Here is a 17,102-nt window from a genome sequence, read left to right on the forward strand (position 1 = left end):
CGTGCAAACCAGGAGGACTCCCGTCCACCGCGCACCAGGCAATCGTGCGCCTGCCAAAGGCGTCCGGGCTCACACCGGGCTCACCGAGGAGGAAGAGCGGCCGATCGCTGACTCGGTCGGAAGCGGAGCTTCGGCGCGGCGGACGCAAAGACCCCGCCGCCCCGAAGCTCAGAGGAACGGTCACAGACCAACGCAGTGTGGTGACCTGTCGTGCTGTTTGGCGCTGTCCTGCTTGATCAGAGCGCCTACGGCCTGTGGGCCTGTGCCACCGCGTGTTACGCCGCCCAAAAGTGTCCGACCACGGGATGGCCACCGAAGGCATCGAATACTCTGTTCACCAGGGTTGTCGTCTTCCAACAAGGCACGGTCCCTCGTCGTTGGCGTGGTGATTCCACTCATCACACCGGCGACCGAGAGGCCCTGTTGGTTCCGTGTCCTTCCATGCTCGATGTCTCGCACGAACTCGTGGAGCATGTCTCCTGGCTGCTGTACGAGCACCGCCGGAAGCTCAACACCCGCTGGCGCAGGCTCGGTTGCTACAAGCAAGCACTGCTCGTTTGTCCACCTGCGCAAGAACGAGACGTTCTCCCAGCTCGGAGCCGGTTTCGGAATATCCCAAACCACAGCCTGGCGGTACGTGGACGAGACCCTGGAAGTCCTGGCCTCCTGGGCGCCCGGCCTGCACGAAGCCCTCACCGGACTCGGCGAGGGCGACTTCGTCATCGTCGACGGCACCCTCATCCCCACCGACCGCATCAGGGCAGACGAGCCGTACTACTCGCAAAAACACAAGCAGCACGGCATGAACGTCCAGGTCATCGCCCGTCCCGACGGCACCCCGCTGTGGTTCTCCCGTGCCACACCGGGGCGCACCCACGACCTGACCGCCGCGCGAGCCCACGGCATCGTCCAAGCATGCCTGACCCGCCAGATCCTCGTCCTCGCCGACCGCGCCTACCAGGGCGCCGGCGCCACCGTCCGCACCCCCTACTACCACCACCGCGAACAACCCGCCCACTACCAGCGGTTCAACCGCGACCACGCCCGGCTCCGGGCTCCCGGAGAACCCGCCTTCGCACAGCTGAAGACCTGGCGACTCCTCCGACGCGCCAGATGCTCCACCCGCCGCATCGGCACCATCGTCCAAGCCGTCCACACACTACTGACCTGCACATATTCAGGATGAAAGAGGTTCAATATCGTCTCAGATGAACAGCCCCAGTAGAGGCTCTTGCGACGCAGGAGCTGTCGGCGGCAAGCGCGGCCATGTGGCGCGTACCCGAGCCGGGCCCCCAGGCGCCGATGAGACCACCGAACCAAGCCACTTGGCCCGGTGCAGCCGTACAGTCAGCGCGTTCGGGCTTGCCAGGCGAGCCGCGGCCGCCCGGGAACACCCCACCGCGCGAGGAAGACTTCGTCCGGTGGATAGAGGGCACCACAACGACGGAGCATCCCCGACCGCGCGGAGAGGACCTTCCTGACCTAGGGTCCTTCAACAGCTTTGCCAGTTCTTTGTTCTGTTGAGAAGCAACTGCAAGTCCGGGATCGATAATGCCAGCTTCGGCAGGTGAACCCGATGCGTTCCGGGTACAGCCTCGTGCAGTCCGACGGTACAACCGCAGGCTTCGCGGAATACCCCGGGCACGTTCGCGATTCGCTACCTTGCATCGTTTGCGAGGGGGAGCTGCTGTGGCCGAGCTGATGTTGTTCCGTCGGGACGCGGAGGGGTGGGACGTCGAGCTGTCCGGTACGACGGTGGCGCTGGAGGTCGAGCTGCAGCGTCGGGTGGAGGCCGGCCTGGAGGTAATGCTCGGTATCCGGTTCCTGGCGTCGGAGTATCCGACGGGTCCGTGGCACCGGGGGCGGATCGACACCCTGGGTCTGGACGAGAACGGCAGCCCGGTCGTGATCGAGTACAAGAAGGGCTCCGACAGCGGGGTACTGTCGCAGGCCGTCTCCTACCTGTCTTGGCTGGAGTCCGCGCACCACGAGGTCGAGGCGCTCGTCCGGAAGGTGCTGGGCGCGGAGGCCGCCGAGTCCATCGACTGGCGCCGCCCGCGGATGGTCTGCATCGCGGCCGGCTCCTCCCGCCACGACCGTGTAGCCGTGCAGCGACTGCCCGAGCGGATCGACCTGGTGCGCTACCGCGTCTTCGAGGGCGACCTGCTCAGCCTGCTGCTGGTGGACTCCTCGCCCGGCTCGCCGGGCGCTGCCTCACGGCGGAGCAGAGAGCGGGACGCAGTGGTCGACACCGGGCCGCCGGCTGCGGTAATTCCCGATCGGGTGGAGCCGTGCCTTGTCCCGGACTGCCTGCGGGACCTGTACGGCGAGCTGGACGAGGCACTCACCGCATGGGGTGAGGTCGAGGTGCGGAGGTTGCGGCACTACATCGCTTATCGGCTGATGGTGAACCGTGCCTCGGTCCTCTTCCGTCCATCGCACGGGGTGATCCTGGTCTATCTCACCCTGGATCCGGACACGGTCGAGTTCGAGGAGGGTTTCACGCGCGACATGCGCGGGATCGGGCACCTGGGAACGGGCGATGTGGAGGTTCGGATCGCGTCTGCGGCTGACCTGGACAAGGCGGGGCTGCTGATCCGGCGGGCGTTCGAGGCGGCTTGACGGCGAGAGGAAGGGCGGCTGGAGCACCGGTTCTCCGGTGTACCAGCCGCCCTTTTTGTGTCCGCGGTCCGTCGGCTCGGTCTCGTGGCTCTCATGGTCATTCCTCCGGTCCGGCCAGGACGAAGTCGTCCTGGGTCAGTTCGGCCTGGAGCCTGCGTTCGGCGATGGCGGCGTAGTGGTCGGATAGTTCGACGCCGACGAAGTGGCGGCCTTCGCGCAGGGCGGCGACGCCCGTGGTGCCGCTGCCGGTGAAGGGGTCGAGGACGGTGCCGTCCTCGGGGCAGATGCGGACGAGCTGCTGCATGACCTCGACCGGCTTCTGGGTGATGTGGACGCGGTCCTTGCGGGGCTGGGAGGCGATGAAGTAGCCGGGCAGGTACAGATCGCGGCTGTGGTCGAGGGTGCCCTTGACGCCCCAGGTGATGAACTCCGATGCCTGCTTGAAGCCGCCCTTGCGCGGCCGGCTGGCGGGCTTGATCCACGGGATCGTGCCGGACCAGGTCCAGCCGGCCATCTGCAGGGCGTCGGAGGTAGTGGGTTCCTGGCGCCAGTCGGAGAACACCATGGCGACGGAGTGCTCGACCGCGGCGCGGTATGCCTCGGTGAGCAGCTCGGTCAACCAGGCCCGGTACGAGCGCTGGTCTCGGTTCTCGCCGGGGAAGTTGGCCAGGTCGTGGGCGCTGTTGCTGGTGACGTACTTGGCGCGGGCGGTGCGGCCGGTCCGGTCGGAGCTGGTGCGCCCGCCGGAGTTGTACGGGGGGTCGGTGATGACGGCGTGGACGGACTGGTCGGGGATCGTCTTGAGCACCGTGAGGGCATCGCCTCGGTGCAGCGTGTAGGTCATGCGCGGAGCCTCTTCTCTGGGCGCGAGAGAACTGCCCGCTCCGGGGAATGCCAAGGCGGCCATTCAAGGAGCAGGGGTTGCGCCGGAGAGTAGCCACAAATTCCGGACCGACCTAACGGGATCTGACGCTCTCCACGGCCTGCGTGGGGGTCATTTGGTGCGTCCGTATTTCCGGTCTACTGTCTCGCCAAGTCATCAGGGCGGGGCACCGCTTCACCCCTGCTGACCTGTACTGATACGTGCTACCGCGTCCAATAGCGGTGCCACTTCAGCACATCCACCCGCCCGTACCGAAGCCGCCCGAGGAGCCTTTGTGCACTGCCTGAGATTACGAGCGCGGCCGGCTGCCGCGCATGACCCGGGACCGGCGTCCGGGAACTACCAACCCCTTGTGATCCGGGCCCACCCCTGAGGGGCGAATTTGCACCGGTGCGGTGCCGGCCGCCGAGTCGGCGGCCAGCACCGCCCTCGCCCCTGGCTCGCCAGCCCGCCTCTGGAGGAATCGCCTCGCCGGGCCAGCCCTCGCCCGCACTGCCTCAGCCTGAACCCGACCTGTTTCCCCGTTCCGAACGGACTGCCATGCCTGCTCCGAGCACTCCGATCACCCGCTACGACGACCAGCTCAGCGAGCGCTTCGGCAGCATCGACGCCTTCCGCGCCCGGCACGACTCATCCGACGCCACGGCTGTGTTCGTCTACACCCGGCTCGCCGAGACCGAGAAGGAACTGGTCCGCCTGCGCACCCAGGTGCACTCGCTCACCTCCGCCGACAACTACCCCGACACCGGGCAGGTCGCTCGGGTCGACCTGGTACTCGACGCCATCAACCACATGATCGAACTGCGCGACGACGAGGCCGACGCACTCGAGACAATGCTCGGCCTCGCCGCACCCGCGGCAGAACACGGCCCGATGTTCGACCCCCACTGGCACCTGACCCCAGCTCCCGGCACCACCCGCACCACGGAGAAATCCCTCCCCCCGACCGACGACGACACCGACGCCGTCACAACACCGTTGCCCAGGACGGAACTCACCGCCTTCGACGCCCGCATCGAAGCCCTCGCCGGCGACCTCGACCGACTCCGAGCCCTCGCCGGCCAGCCGCAAGCCGATCCCGCGCTGCGCGAGCTGGGCGAACGCCACATCGCCCTGACCGACGCGCAGACGGTCTGCCTCTTCTACCGCGTGCGCGTCAACACGCTGACCGACGGCCGCTGGTACGTGGACCGCCCGCTGGTGGACACGATCGATGAGGCCCTCACCAAGCTCGAAGAAGCAATCGGGACTCGGAGCGAGCGTGCCCGCGCCCTCGAACAACTCCTGGCCCGGATGGGGGCGGAGACCGCCCGCGCCTCCGGTTCCGCCGTAGGCACGATCTCGACCGCGTCTACGGAGCCCGCACCAGCCGCCCCCGGCGACCGCGCCACCGCCGCCAGGGCGATATCCCCCACCGCACCTCGCTCGGCAACCGCCAACAACAGCCCGGCAGTGGCACCTCCCCCGCCGAACACCGCACCCCCGCGTGTCCGCCACCGCTGAAGAGTTCACCGCCACAGGCCCACGCCGGAGCGCGTCCACCCGGCCAGCACGACAGCCCACAAGCCGCCCTGGGAAACCCATGAACCTGCCCCTCAGACACGCCCGCCCTCCCCCGCTCCCGCCCGTCGCCATCCGAACCGAACGGATCCGCCATGCCCACGCTCGCCCACCCCCGCCCCCGCATCGCGCCCGGCCAAGAAGCCACTCCGATTCGGCACGCCCGAATCCACTCACGCCCCGGCCCAACCCCGCTACTTGGTCGCACCGTTGGCCATAGCGGGCGGTGGCGGCGATGAAGAAGACCGCCGGAGCCGTCGTCGGCCTGGCTGCCGCCGGTCCACTGCTGCTGGCCGTTCCCCTGCTCGGCATCACCGCCGGGAGTGCAGCGGCTTCCTGTTCCACCGGTGGTGCACAGGCTGTGGATACCGCAGCGGTGGCCGCGCAGGTGAAGACCATTCTGGACGGCGGCAGCACCGACACCGTCGCGGTTGCCGGGCTGGACAACCCGGCCGAGCAGGTCCCCAACGCCAAGACCATTCAGGCCACCGGTCTGGCCATGGGCATCCCCGCCCGCGGACAGATCGTCGCGCTGGCGACCGCGCTGCAGGAAAGCGGCCTGCGCAACCTCACCTACGGTGACCGCGACAGCCTGGGACTGTTCCAGCAGCGACCCTCGGAGGGCTGGGGCACCCCGACGGAGATCCTCGACCCGGTCCACGCCTCCACCACGTTTTTCGAGGCACTGGAGAAGGTTCCCGGCTGGGAGTCGCTGTCGGTCGCCCAGGCCGCCCAGGCGGTGCAGAAGTCGGCGGTCCCGGACGCGTACGCGAAGTGGGAGCCGCTGGCGACCGCGCTGCAGCAGGCGATCCAGGCGGTCCTGTCCCCCGCGAGCACGGCCCCGTCCGCGACGCCCTCGACGCCCTCGACGCCTGGCGTCGTGCATGTGGGTATCGGTGGCGCCTGCTCGCCCGGAGGAGACGGTGCCGGCTTCGGGGTCATCCCGCCGGGCTCTGTGCCGGCCGGGTACACGATCCCCGCCGACGCGCCGCCCGCGGTGCAGACCGCGATCCGCTGGGCGCTCGGGCAGCTCGGCACGCCGTACCAGTGGGGCGGGTCGTGCACGGACGCCCACGGGCCGGACCCGATGGGCCGCTGCGACTGCTCCTCGCTGATGCAGCAGGCGTACAAGGCCGCGGGCGTCGCCCTCACACGCACCACCTACACCCAGGTCAAGCAGGGCAAGCCCGTCCCGGTGGACGCCCTTCTGCCCGGCGACCTCCTCTTCACCGAGGGCACTGCGGCCGCCCCGGAGCACGTCGGGATGTACATCGGCTCCGGACTGATCGTCAACGCACCCCACACCGGCGCCGTGGTCGACATCAACACCCTCGCCGACTGGAAGCCGCAGATCCTCGCGGCCCGCCGCATCGTCTGACCCCGCACCCCACCCCACCCCTGCCCTCCTTCTGCCGCGCGGCACCGCCATGCCCGGCGCACCTCGACCCGCCCTGATTCGAACTGGAGTTCCCTCATGTATCTCGCCGGCAAAGCAGCCCAGCTCGCCTACGACCCCGGGATCAAGCCCAACGAGGGCGGGTTGCCGGGCCTGTCCGTGCTCAAGGAGGTGATGGGCTCGATCAACCTGTTCGGGATCGTCGCGGTGGTCGGGGCGATGGCGGTCAGCGCCGGGGTGTGGGCCTGGGGCCACCACTCCGGCGGCCACCAGGCCGAGGCCAACGGCAAGAAGGGCGTCCTGGTCTCCGCAGGCGCGGCCCTCCTGCTCGGCGCCGCCAACGGCATCGTCGCGTTCTTCTCCACCCTCGGAACGCAGGTCCACTGATGCCCTCCACCACCTCCTTCTCCGACGGGACTTCCCGCGTGCGCGGCCGTGTCCTGCTCGGCACCACCGTCCTGGTCCTGCTCGTCGCCATCGCGGGGCTCGCCGCCTATCTGACCCGCGGCGGCCGCACGCCCGCCAAACCCCCGACGCCCCCGGCGAGTTCGGCCACCGCACTGCCGCCGTCGACGGGGACGACGACGAGGGTGACGGGGCCCGGCGGGCGCGGTGCGCTGCCGGTCCCGCCGGCCACGCACGACCCGGTCGCCTTCGCGAAGGCCGCGGCGGTGGCGCTGTGGTCCTACGACACCCGCGCCTACTCCCAGCCCGAGCTGCTGGCGGCCCTGCACCGGTGGATGACCGGCGAGGCCAAGTACGCCGACCGTGCCTCGGTCGACGCCCAGGTGCCCTCGCCCGTGCTGTGGGAGCGGATGGCCGACCAGGGCCAGCACACCACCGCCACCGCGAGCGAGGCCCACTTCCCCGCCTCCTTCACCCAGGCCCTGCAGGCCGACCCCGGCGCGATCACCACCGCCTACGTCTACGCCGTGACCGTCACCGGCCGGCAGTCGATCGCCTGGAACGGCTCCCCGCACGGCGGCGCCGAGCAGCGCGCCACCACCCTGGCCGTGCAGTGCCGGCCCGACCAGCCCTGCTCGCTCGCCGGCGTCCTGCCCAACGTCGCCCCCTGACCACCGACTCCTGAAAAGAGGAACCCCTCATGGGAGCCTGTGATCTCCCCCTGATGTCAACCGTGTGCGACACGATCGGCGGCGTCGTCTCCAGCACCGGCCAGGCCGTCACCGACGGCATCGGCGCCTGGCTGGCCAAATCCACCGGCGACCTCGCCGCCAGCGCCGCCGACCTCGCGGCCCAGGCCGTGAACGAGACCACCGCCATCGACCTCAACGCCCCCTGGTTCCGCGACAACTACGAACTGCTCCTGCCCATCGGCCTCACGCTCACGGTCGGGACGTTCTGCCTGCAGCTGATGTCCGCCGCCTGGCGGCGCGACGAACGCGCCCTGGCCCAGGCCGCCATCGGCACGATGATCGGCGTCCTGTTCTCCTTCTGCGCCATCGCCTTCACCTCGGTTGCCGTCACCGTGGTCGACGCCCTGTCCGACGGCCTCTTCCAGGCCGCACACACCTCCACCGCCGACGCGATCCGCCGCGTCGTCGAAGTCGACGAACTCGGCGCGATGTTCGGCCTGGGCTGGGGCGTGCCCGCCCTGGTCGCCTTCGGCATGGCGATCGGCGCGTTCATGTACTGGGGCGTCATGGTCGCCCGCAAGGTCGGCGTACTCATCCTCGTCGCCCTTGCCGTCTTCGCCGGGGCCGGCAGCGGCTGGGAAGCCGCCAAACGCTGGCGCCGCGGCTGGATCGAAGCCACCGCCACCCTCATCGTCTCCAAGCTGCTCATGACCGTCGTCTTCCTGATCGGCGTCTCCGCGATGGGCAAATCCGACCCCGCCGACGGCCTCGGCGCCCTGTCGGATGCCATGGCGGGCCTGGTCGTCATGGTCCTGGTCCTGCTGTGCCCGTACGCCACCTACAAGTTCGTCCACTGGGCCTCCGACAGCGGCGGCCACGACGACCTCCACCGCTCCGGCATCGCAGGCTTCACCGTCGCAGCCGGCGCAGCCAGGACCGCGGGCAGCCTCGCCATGCAAGCCGGAGTCGGCAGGCCCGCACCGCAGGGGCCCAACCAGGTGCCAGGTGCCGGGGCCGACGGCGTCGCCACCGGTATCAACCCCGCTGGCGCGCACCTCAGCAAGGAAGGCATCGACGGCACCCCACGGCCGAAGACCACCTTCCGCTACGGCGAGGACAACAAGGCCACCGGTGACAAGGGCCGCGCGCTCATCCAGCGACCCGGCATCCCCCCGCTGATCAACCGGCCCGCCGCCGCTGACACGGGAGGTGCCGAAGGCGGCACCTCTGGCGCATCAGTTCCGACTGCCGTCCGCTCCGACCCGGGAGCGATGGGGCCGCCTGCCGAATCCTGACCGGTCGCCCGTTCGGGGGCGGGCAGCGATCCCCAGCGTGCAGTCCGCCCCCTTTCCCCCGCACCCCACCGGTAAGACCGGCCACACTCTCGCCCCTCCGCTTCTACCTTCTGGAACCGCTATGACCGACAACCACACCGCCGAAGGTGCCCCGGCCACCGTCAAGTTCCCGCACCGCAGCCGCAGGGGCATCCTGCTGGGCCTGACCGCTCCGCAGCTGATCGTCGTCACCCTCACCGGGCTGCTGCTCCTGGCCGTCATGCTCACCCGGGGCGTGGTCGGCGCCCTGGAACTCATCCCGCTGTGGGCCACGATCCTGCTGCTGGTCTTCGTCCGCTCCCAGGGCCGGAGCCTGGCCGACTGGACGCCCATCGTCGCCCGCTACGCCCTGCGCCGGATGCGGGGCCAGCTGGTCTGGCTGGCCCGCCCCGCCAGCCGCCCCCGGCGCGAGGGGCTGCTCCACCTGCCCGGCACCGCCGCCTCGCTGCGGGTGGTCACCGCCCCCGACCGGCGGTACGGAGCCGTCCACCACCCGGGCACAGGCACCCTGACCGCCGTCGTGAAGGTCAGCAGCCGCGCCTACGCCCTGCTCGACCCGGGCACGCAGAACGCCAACGTGGCCGGCTGGGGACGAGCCCTGGCCGCGCTCGCCCGCACCGGCCACGTCGCCCGCATCCAGGTCCTCGAGCGCACCATTCCCGACAGCGGCGACGCCCTACGCCGGTACTGGCAGGAGCACGGCACCCCGAACACGCCCGTAGCGGGCCCGCTCTACAGCGAGCTGATCGCCTCCGCCGGGCCGGCCGCCGCCCCGCACGAGGCATACGTCGCGGTGTCGCTCGACGCCAAGGCTGCCCGGCGGCTGATCAGTCAGGCGGGCGGCGGACTGACCGGGGCCTTCTCCGTACTGGCCCAGCTGACTTCCACCTTCGAGCAGGCCACCCGAACCGCCGGCCTCAACCCCGCAGGCTGGCTGACCGCCACCGAGATCGCCGCCGTCGTCCGCACCGCCTACGACCCCAAAGCCCTCGCCGCGCTGGACCGCTGGTCCGCCTCCGGCCGCCCGGCGGCCGACCCAGGCGCCGCAGGGCCCGTCGTGGTGGTGGAGTCCGCCGACCACATCGCCACCGACACCGCCTTCCACACCACCTACTGGATCGAGAACTGGCCCCGCATCCAGACCAGCGCGGGCTTCCTCCACCAGCTGCTTTTCACCGCCGGGGTCCGCCGCACCCTCTCGCTGTCCTACGAGCCGAAGAGCCTGGACGCAGCCCTGCGCGACGTCCAGCGCAAGAAGGCATCCGTGATCGCGGACGCCGCCGAGCGCACCCGGCGCGGCCAGGTCGACTCCGAAGCCGACGCGATCGAATACGCCGACATCAAGGCCCGCGAACGCCAGCTCATCGCCGGCCACGCCGACGTCGCTCTGACCGGCCTGCTCACCGTAAGCGCGGACACCGAGGACGAACTACGAGCGGCGTGCGCGGTCGTGGAGACCGCGGCCGTCGGCGCGCAGCTCGACCTGCGGGCCTTGCGCTGGCAGCAGGCCGAGGCGTTCACCGCCGCCGCCGTGCCCCTCGCTCTGTCCGCCTGATGCCGGCCCCACCCCTTCCCACCGAAAGAGCACCTCCCATGTCCCGCACCGCCAGTACGCCGACCGCGCAGGACTTCGTGCCCTTCGCCACTGCCGCCATCGACTTCCACCGCGCTCTCAACCTCCCGGCCGCCCCGCTCGCCGCCCCCCGGGCAGAACTGGATTCGCTGCACGAGCACCTGGTCGCCGTCTACGAGCTGCTCGACGCCCACGCCCAGCGCACCGGCACCCTCATGCCGGTCGAGGGCGACTGCCTGGGTGCCGCCCGCACGCGGATCTGGCAGGCCGCCGATCACCTCCACGCCGCCTACCACTCAGCCCCCCGGCCAGGCTCCAGGGACATTCCCGACCGCGAGGCGTGCAGGGCCGGCCTCCCCGAGGGCGCACCGGAGCTGACGATCTGCCAGCGCCATCAGACCGCTGCCCGGCTGGTGCGGCGCCGCAGCACCCCCGCTGACCTGCACGCCCCGTTCACCGGCCTCATCCGCCACTGACCCGCCCCCCACCGCCTGTCGGGAGAAACCCCATGCCCCGCACCCGCGCCAGCGCCTCCCCCCTGTTCGTTCCCCGCAAGTCCTCCCGGGCCCAGCAGCGCGCCGCCCGCGCCGGCTTCGCCGCAGCACGCCGCCAGGCCCGACGCGCCCAGACCCCTCCCCAGCGGCAGAACGAGGATGGCTTCGATCTGGAGCTCCGGCCGACCTACCCACCCTCAGGGCGCCCCGGTCCGGCCTCCGCCCGCGGCGGGAAACTGCGCCTGCCCGCCCACCGCATGACCACCGCCACCGTCGCCGGCGCCTACCCCTTCCTCGCCGAAGGCGGCCTCGGAGCCGAGGGCATCTTCATCGGCCGCGACGTCCACGCCGAAGCCGCGTTCTGCTACGACCCGTTCTCCCTGTACAGCTCCGGCCGCATCGAGGGCTTCACCAACCCCAACGCGGTGCTCGCCGGCATCATCGGCATGGGCAAGTCCGCCCTCGCCAAGTCCATCGCCACCAGGGCCATCGCCCACGGCTACAAGGTCTACGTCCCCTGCGACCCCAAAGGCGAATGGAGCCCCGTCGCCGAGGCGTTGGGCGGCTACACCATCGCCCTCGGCCCCGGCCTGCCCGGCCGGCTGAACCCCCTGGACGCCCCCGCCAAACCCGCGGCCGTCAGCGAAGCCGACTGGGCCACCGAGACCCGCAAGCGCCGCCTCCTGCTCCTGGCCGGCCTCGCCCGCACCGTCCTCGGCCGCGACCTGCAGCCGATGGAGCACACCGCCCTCGACATCGCCCTGGACCAGGTCGTCGCCCACGCCGCCACCCAGCGCGCCGAACCACTGCTCGGGCAGGTCGCCTACGTCCTCGCCTCCCCCGCCCACCTCGACGCCGCCCTCCCCGACCAGGCCGGCCACCTCGCCGAAGCCGCCCAGGACCTCGCCCACGCCCTGCGCCGCCTCGTCCACGGCGACCTGTCCGGCATGTTCGACGCCCCCTCCACCGTCACCTTCGACCCGGCCACGCCGATGCTGTCCATCGACCTGTCCCGCCTCGGCGGCGCCGGCGACGACACCGCCCTCGTCCTCGCCATGACCTGCGCCTCCGCCTGGATGGAAGCCGCTCTCGCCGACCCCGACGGCGGCAGGCGCTGGGTGATCTACGACGAGGCATGGCGCGTCATGCGGCACATCGGCCTGCTGGAGCGGATGCAGTCCCAGTGGAAACTCTCCCGCGGCCTGGGCATCGCCAACCTGATGGTCATTCACCGGCTCAGCGACTTGCTGTCCGCAGGTGACGCCGGATCCCGCGGCCGCGTCCTGGCCGAGGGCCTGCTCGCCGACTGCTCCACCCGCATCATCTACCGCCAGGAACCCGACCAGCTCGCCGCCGCAGCCTCCCTGCTCGGCCTGACCGGCGTCGAAACCCAAGCCGTCTCCGCCCTCACCAAAGGCCGCGGTCTGTGGAAAGTCGCAGGCCGCAGCTTCATCACCCAGCACCTGCTGCACCCGGCAGAGCGGCAGTTGTTCGACACCGATGCCCGGATGCGCTGAGGGCGCCCAGCCCTCGAAGTCGCGCTCAGCGGCCGGTGCCACTGTTCAGTCGCCAGCGGCCGTAGCCGCGTCCTTCTCCGCCGTCGGCAACCGGCCAGCCCCGAAGCCCCAGCGCTCAACCACCCGCCTGGGCCGCCCCCGGCTTCACCCCATCCCGACACCCCGCACGCAGCCGCTGACGGCAGATCAGGAGGAACCCGCCGTGCCCCGCACCGGCAGAGGCCGCCCCACGCAGACCTGCTCATCCGCTCCCGACGGCCCGCATTGGACTCGCCATGACCGCACCCGAACCGAACGCTCCTCCGCTCCACGCTGCCCTGACCCGCCATGACCGCGCCGCAGGCCGACTGCGGGATTTCAGCGACGCCCTCGCCCACCGACTCCCCGGCTCCTGGAACGCCGCCACCAAGGCCCCCTTCGCCTACAGCCCCACCTACGCCGACGCCATGGACAGGCTCTGGGACCACAACCACGTCGAGTGGGCCCTGCTGAACTTCGCCCAGGAAGAAGCCGCCCTGCTCGACGGCCCCGACAAAGAACTCCTCATCGTCCTCCCCCGCCCCCGCCGCCCCGGACAGTTCCTCGTCGCCGCCCTCGCACCACCCGGCCTCACCGGCACCCTTCACCTCCACCACGCACCCGACGGCATCGCCGTCCCCGCCGACCCCGCCCGCGCGGCAGCAGCCATCGAGCGCCGCTTCCTCCCCCGCTACCGGCAGGCCGTCGCGACGGTGCGCGGCCCCGCGCTGGAGGAAGCGCACCTGCTCGCCCAAGAAGCCCTCGCCGAATGGGACGCCATCTCCGACTCCCTGTGCGACGAGCACGGCGTCCCCCTCGACGAAGACGCCTATGGCGCCCGCCAGGTCCAACGCGACGCCGAAGCCTGGACCCCCTTCGAGACCTTCCTCTTCCACGGCCCCGCAGCCATCCACGACGCCCAAGCTGCGCTCACCACCCTGACCTTCCCGGCCACCACCACAGGCCGATGGAGCCACCAACTGCGCGAGCTGAACGGCGCGTTGGCCGAAGGCACCCGCATCCGCGACGACTGGGACACCTACCTGGCCGACATCCTCAACCACCGAACCGGCCCAGGCCGCTGGCGCGCCTTCAACAACGCCCTCGAAACCCGCAACGCCGAAGCCTGGCACGCCATCACCACCTTCATCGACTTCACCCCAGTGCTCCACGCCATCCACGACGCCGAGCGGCAACAGGCCCAGGAAAGGAAGGTCAGCGCGGCCCGTGCCGCCGCCGCGCGAGCACGCTCCACCACCGCCGCGGCTACGCCCAAGCGCGGCACTCGGCTGCCGACGCATGCTGCGCCCACTCCGCCATCCTGGCTCCCGGCACCGCCGCACACTCCTGGCCGCTGACCTCCGTCCTGCATCCGCCCCTTCGAGCATCCCCCAGATCCACATCTGACCGCTGGCACAGCGCCTGCTCGGCGGGCGCGGGCCGGTTGATCGGCGGCCGGAGGCTGCGGAAACCGCCCCGGGGGCCGGTATGGCGGGCGCGGAGACCGGATGAGTAGACCAACCGATTGGCAGCCCCAGTTGAGAACTTGGAGTACGGCCAGAGCCATGCCTCGACGGACCTCGAGGGGCACGGGTCGCTGCTGGACCTCCTGCACGCCCGCCTGATTGGACGAACTGGTCCAGGCCGAACCGCCGGGTGGACGAGACCGGTGCGCCGTCGAGCGGTTGTGCGCGCTGACCATGGACGACGGCCGGCACCAACCCGACATCGGGCGACCTGGGAGGACTTCGTCCGCGGCGGCCAGCTCTCGAAACCCGGATGGCCGGTGAACCTGGGGTCCCGTCAGAGGCGGCCAGGAAGGTTACCGGTGGTCAGGGACGCCAATCGGCTATGTGGCGTTTGCCACCAGCAAGTGTGGTTTGTTTGCCGGTGCTTGACGGAGGACGGCCCTTGTGCGGCGTTTGCCCGACTGGCCGGCCGGGCGGTCTGCCGGAACCTTTGCCCTCTCCTGGGTGATCGTTGACTCTCAGCACCTATCGGTGAAATCTGCACCTCCGCCTGGCTTACCTGGGTGTCGAGGATGTGTGAAGATTCCTCGGTTTTCCTGAGCTGTGGATCGTCTGTGGCTCAGCGATGTGGGGAGGGCTTGTGTTCGGAGGGTGGGGGGCTCGGCGCGGTGCGCCGAGGGGCCCGTTCGGAGGGTTGCCGGCGCCGGCGTGGTTGCGGCGGGTGGCGTGTGTGGCAGTGATGGCGCTGGCCGTCGAGGCGGTGACCGTCGCGGGGGACGGCGGGGTGGCGCTTGCCGCCGCGGTGCCGAGGGCCGCGGAGCGGTCGCAGGTCGAGCCGGTCGACGCGGCGGGCACGTCGGGGCCCGCGCAGGCATCCGACGAGGCGTCGGCGCTGCTGATGGCGCGGTTGCAGGATCGTGCGGTCGAAGTGCTGGACGACCGGACGGACGCGTCGCAGACGTTCGCCGAGCCGGATGGTTCGTTGTCGTACAGCGTGTCGGCGTTGCCGGTGCGGGTGAAGCGGGGCGGTTCGTGGGTGCCGGTGGATGCGACGCTGGCGCGGACGGCCGATGGCAGTGTGGCTCCGGCGGTGACGGAGTCCGCGCTGACGTTGTCCGGTGGCGGCGGTACGCGGCTGGCGACGATGACGGTGGACGGCAAGACGTTGACGCTGTCGTGGCCGTCGGTGCTGCCGACCCCGACGCTGTCGGGGGCGACGGCGACGTATCCGGACGTGCTCGCGTCGGGCGTGGATCTGGATGTGACCGTCACGGTCGCGGGCGGGATTGAGGAGACGCTGGTCGTCAAGAACGCGACGGCGGCGGCCGATCCGGCGTTGGCGTCGCTGGCGTTGACGCTGTCGGCGTCGACGGGGTTGACGGTGGCGACGGACGCGGCGGGCAACACGACGGTGACGGACTCCTCGGGGCGGGCGGTGATCACCTCGCCCGCGCCGGTGATGTGGGACTCCTCCACCGAGGCTGACACCGGGGCCACCGCTGACACCGGTAACGTCGCGTCGGACGCGGCGTTCACGGTGAAGTCAGCTTCCGCGAAGGCTCAGGGCTGGGCGTCGTCGGTGCACGGTGCCGGCCAGTTCGCCCGGCAAGCGCGGGTGAGGACGACGCTGCGCGGGCACCGGTTGGTGATGGTGCCGGATCAGGGGCTGTTGACGGGCAAGGGCACGCATTTCCCGGTGTTCATCGACCCGACGTTCGTGACGCATTCGGCGTCCGGTTCGACGCTGCACTTCGACGAGGTCCAGCAGGGATACCCGAACACGTCCAACTGGGACACCACGGACAACGGCGGCCTGGGCGTGGGCTACCAGGGCTTCTCGTCGCCGACGGGGATCGAGCGGACGTACGTCAACCTGGGTGTGCCGTCGTCGGTCTACGGGGCGCACGTCCTGTCGGCGAAGTTCAACACGACGGTGGCCAAAGCAGCCGCGAGCGGGCCGAACTCGACGACCGTGAACGTGTTCTCCACCGGGTCGATAAGCTCCTCGACCACCTGGAGCGCCCCGCCGGCCAAGAGCCAGAGCGGTGCGAACCCGAACTACCCGAATCCGAACGCGTCGGCGACGTTCACCACGACCAGCAGCAGCCCGAACCTGCCGGTCGCCTTCGACGTGACGTCGGGGATGCAGTACATCGCGAACATCCACAACACCAACTGGACGCTGGGTCTGTTCAACGCGACGGAGACCGACGACACGGACTTCGTGCGGTTCGCGTCCAACCCGACGTTCTCCATCACCTACGACGCCTATGCGTCGGCCTCTTCGGTGGCCGTCTCTCCGTCGAACGTCAACCCCTACAGCGGCAAGCGGTATGCCACCTCGTTGACGCCGGTGCTGTCGGCGAAGATCACGGACGCGGACGCCTCCAGCGTGCAGGCGCAGTTCGAGGTGACGGCAGACCCGGCGTTCGCCGACACGACCTATTCCTACACGGCCACGTCCGCGTCGGTGGCTTCGGGCGGGACGGCGAAGCTGACCGTGCCGTCCGCATCGGCGTTCCCTGCCGCCAAGCACTTGCGGTTGCGGGTGCGCGGCTATGACGGGTCGGTGTACGGGCCGTGGTCGGCCTACACCGTGTTCGCGATGAACACCGGTCTGCCGGCCGCTCCGTCGATCTCGTGTGATCCGTACACGCAGAGCACGTGGACGACCGCTGCGTCCGGTGGGGCGCAGTGCACGTTCAGTACGACCAGTACGGACGGTATGGGTTACGCGTGGGGGCTGGACGATCCGAACGCGACCAGCAGGGTGTGGGACACCGTGGACGGCAACGGGGGTGACCCCGAGACCGTCACGGTCAACCCGGCTGAGGGCTGGCACAAGTTGTACGCGCGGACGATCGACTCGGCGGGCAACATATCGGCTGCCGCCACCGAGTACGACTTCGGGGTCGGTACGGTCGGGCTGACCTCGCCCGCGGACGGTGACCGCCCGGCCCGCCGGGTGAGCCTCACCTCGACGGGCAAGGACACCTACACGGGCGTGACCTACCAGTACCGGCAGGGCGAGATGGACACTTGGCACGATGTGCCGGTGGGCGACGTGACCAAGTCCTCCGACGGCTCTGCCGTGGCGTCCTGGCCCGTGGCCGTGTCCGGCGGTTCGCCTGCGGCGCTG

Annotated in this window: 11 protein-coding genes and 2 pseudogenes; 12 read left to right on the forward strand and 1 reads right to left on the reverse strand. The window is 70.5% G+C overall.

Features of this window, described 5'->3' with window-relative positions:
- The first annotated feature begins 382 nt into the window (after window positions 1-382).
- Window positions 383-1,186: pseudogene (locus BLR33_RS32240) on the forward strand (IS5 family transposase).
- Between the two features lie 503 nt (window positions 1,187-1,689).
- Entirely contained in the window at window positions 1,690-2,622 is a 933-nt protein-coding gene (locus BLR33_RS32245) for a DUF5655 domain-containing protein (RefSeq protein WP_176930706.1), read from the forward strand.
- A gap of 97 nt (window positions 2,623-2,719) precedes the next feature.
- Here BLR33_RS32245 and BLR33_RS32250 read toward each other — a convergent pair whose 3' ends face one another.
- Window positions 2,720-3,466, reverse strand: coding sequence for a DNA-methyltransferase (locus BLR33_RS32250; RefSeq protein WP_093788236.1), 747 nt, complete (start codon window positions 3,464-3,466; stop codon window positions 2,720-2,722).
- Window positions 3,467-4,045: 579 nt separating this feature from the next.
- Here BLR33_RS32250 and BLR33_RS32255 point away from each other — a divergent pair.
- The 10 genes and pseudogenes from BLR33_RS32255 to BLR33_RS32300 form a co-directional block, all read left to right on the forward strand.
- Entirely contained in the window at window positions 4,046-5,008 is a 963-nt protein-coding gene (locus BLR33_RS32255; protein WP_093788238.1) for a hypothetical protein, read from the forward strand.
- 292 nt (window positions 5,009-5,300) lie between these two features.
- A complete protein-coding gene (locus tag BLR33_RS32260) occupies window positions 5,301-6,443 on the forward strand; it encodes a C40 family peptidase (RefSeq protein ID WP_093788240.1) in 1,143 nt (380 codons plus the stop codon).
- A gap of 96 nt (window positions 6,444-6,539) precedes the next feature.
- Entirely contained in the window at window positions 6,540-6,848 is a 309-nt protein-coding gene (locus BLR33_RS32265; RefSeq protein ID WP_093788242.1) for a DUF6112 family protein, read from the forward strand.
- Window positions 6,848-7,537 carry a hypothetical protein gene (locus tag BLR33_RS32270; RefSeq protein ID WP_093788244.1) on the forward strand — a complete coding sequence of 230 codons (690 nt, stop codon included), beginning with the start codon at window positions 6,848-6,850 and terminating at the stop codon, window positions 7,535-7,537. Before BLR33_RS32265 ends, BLR33_RS32270 begins: the two co-directional genes overlap by 1 nt.
- Window positions 7,538-7,590: 53 nt before the next feature.
- The gene (locus BLR33_RS32275) at window positions 7,591-8,853 is read left to right on the forward strand and encodes an SCO6881 family protein (protein WP_456049205.1); all 1,263 of its coding nucleotides are present in this window, start codon (window positions 7,591-7,593) and stop codon (window positions 8,851-8,853) included.
- A 121-nt stretch (window positions 8,854-8,974) separates the two neighbouring features.
- On the forward strand, window positions 8,975-10,447 hold the full coding sequence (locus tag BLR33_RS32280) for an SCO6880 family protein (RefSeq protein ID WP_093788246.1): 1,473 nt from the start codon (window positions 8,975-8,977) through the stop codon (window positions 10,445-10,447).
- Between the two features lie 38 nt (window positions 10,448-10,485).
- Entirely contained in the window at window positions 10,486-10,941 is a 456-nt protein-coding gene (locus BLR33_RS32285; protein WP_093788248.1) for a DUF6238 family protein, read from the forward strand.
- 32 nt (window positions 10,942-10,973) lie between these two features.
- Complete coding sequence (locus BLR33_RS32290; protein ID WP_093788250.1) at window positions 10,974-12,476, forward strand: ATP-binding protein; 1,503 nt, start codon at window positions 10,974-10,976, stop codon at window positions 12,474-12,476.
- A gap of 275 nt (window positions 12,477-12,751) precedes the next feature.
- Entirely contained in the window at window positions 12,752-13,852 is a 1,101-nt protein-coding gene (locus tag BLR33_RS34555; protein WP_107408942.1) for a hypothetical protein, read from the forward strand.
- 850 nt (window positions 13,853-14,702) lie between these two features.
- Window positions 14,703-17,102, forward strand: a pseudogene (locus tag BLR33_RS32300) (DNRLRE domain-containing protein); the annotation flags it as partial.

Source organism: Actinacidiphila guanduensis (assembly GCF_900103985.1).
GTDB classification, from domain to species: Bacteria; Actinomycetota; Actinomycetes; order Streptomycetales; family Streptomycetaceae; genus Actinacidiphila; species Actinacidiphila guanduensis.

Excerpts from the sequence above, each read along its gene's own strand:
- BLR33_RS32250 (WP_093788236.1), bottom strand. The coding sequence starts at position 3,466 with ATGACCTACACGCTGCACCGAGGCGATGCCCTCACGGTGCTCAAGACG.
- BLR33_RS32255 (WP_093788238.1), top strand. The coding sequence starts at position 4,046 with ATGCCTGCTCCGAGCACTCCGATCACCCGCTACGACGACCAGCTCAGC.
- BLR33_RS32260 (WP_093788240.1), top strand. The coding sequence starts at position 5,301 with ATGAAGAAGACCGCCGGAGCCGTCGTCGGCCTGGCTGCCGCCGGTCCA.
- BLR33_RS32265 (WP_093788242.1), top strand. The coding sequence starts at position 6,540 with ATGTATCTCGCCGGCAAAGCAGCCCAGCTCGCCTACGACCCCGGGATC.
- BLR33_RS32270 (WP_093788244.1), top strand. The coding sequence starts at position 6,848 with ATGCCCTCCACCACCTCCTTCTCCGACGGGACTTCCCGCGTGCGCGGC.
- BLR33_RS32275 (WP_456049205.1), top strand. The coding sequence starts at position 7,591 with ATGTCAACCGTGTGCGACACGATCGGCGGCGTCGTCTCCAGCACCGGC.
- BLR33_RS32280 (WP_093788246.1), top strand. The coding sequence starts at position 8,975 with ATGACCGACAACCACACCGCCGAAGGTGCCCCGGCCACCGTCAAGTTC.
- BLR33_RS32285 (WP_093788248.1), top strand. The coding sequence starts at position 10,486 with ATGTCCCGCACCGCCAGTACGCCGACCGCGCAGGACTTCGTGCCCTTC.
- BLR33_RS32290 (WP_093788250.1), top strand. The coding sequence starts at position 10,974 with ATGCCCCGCACCCGCGCCAGCGCCTCCCCCCTGTTCGTTCCCCGCAAG.
- BLR33_RS34555 (WP_107408942.1), top strand. The coding sequence starts at position 12,752 with ATGACCGCACCCGAACCGAACGCTCCTCCGCTCCACGCTGCCCTGACC.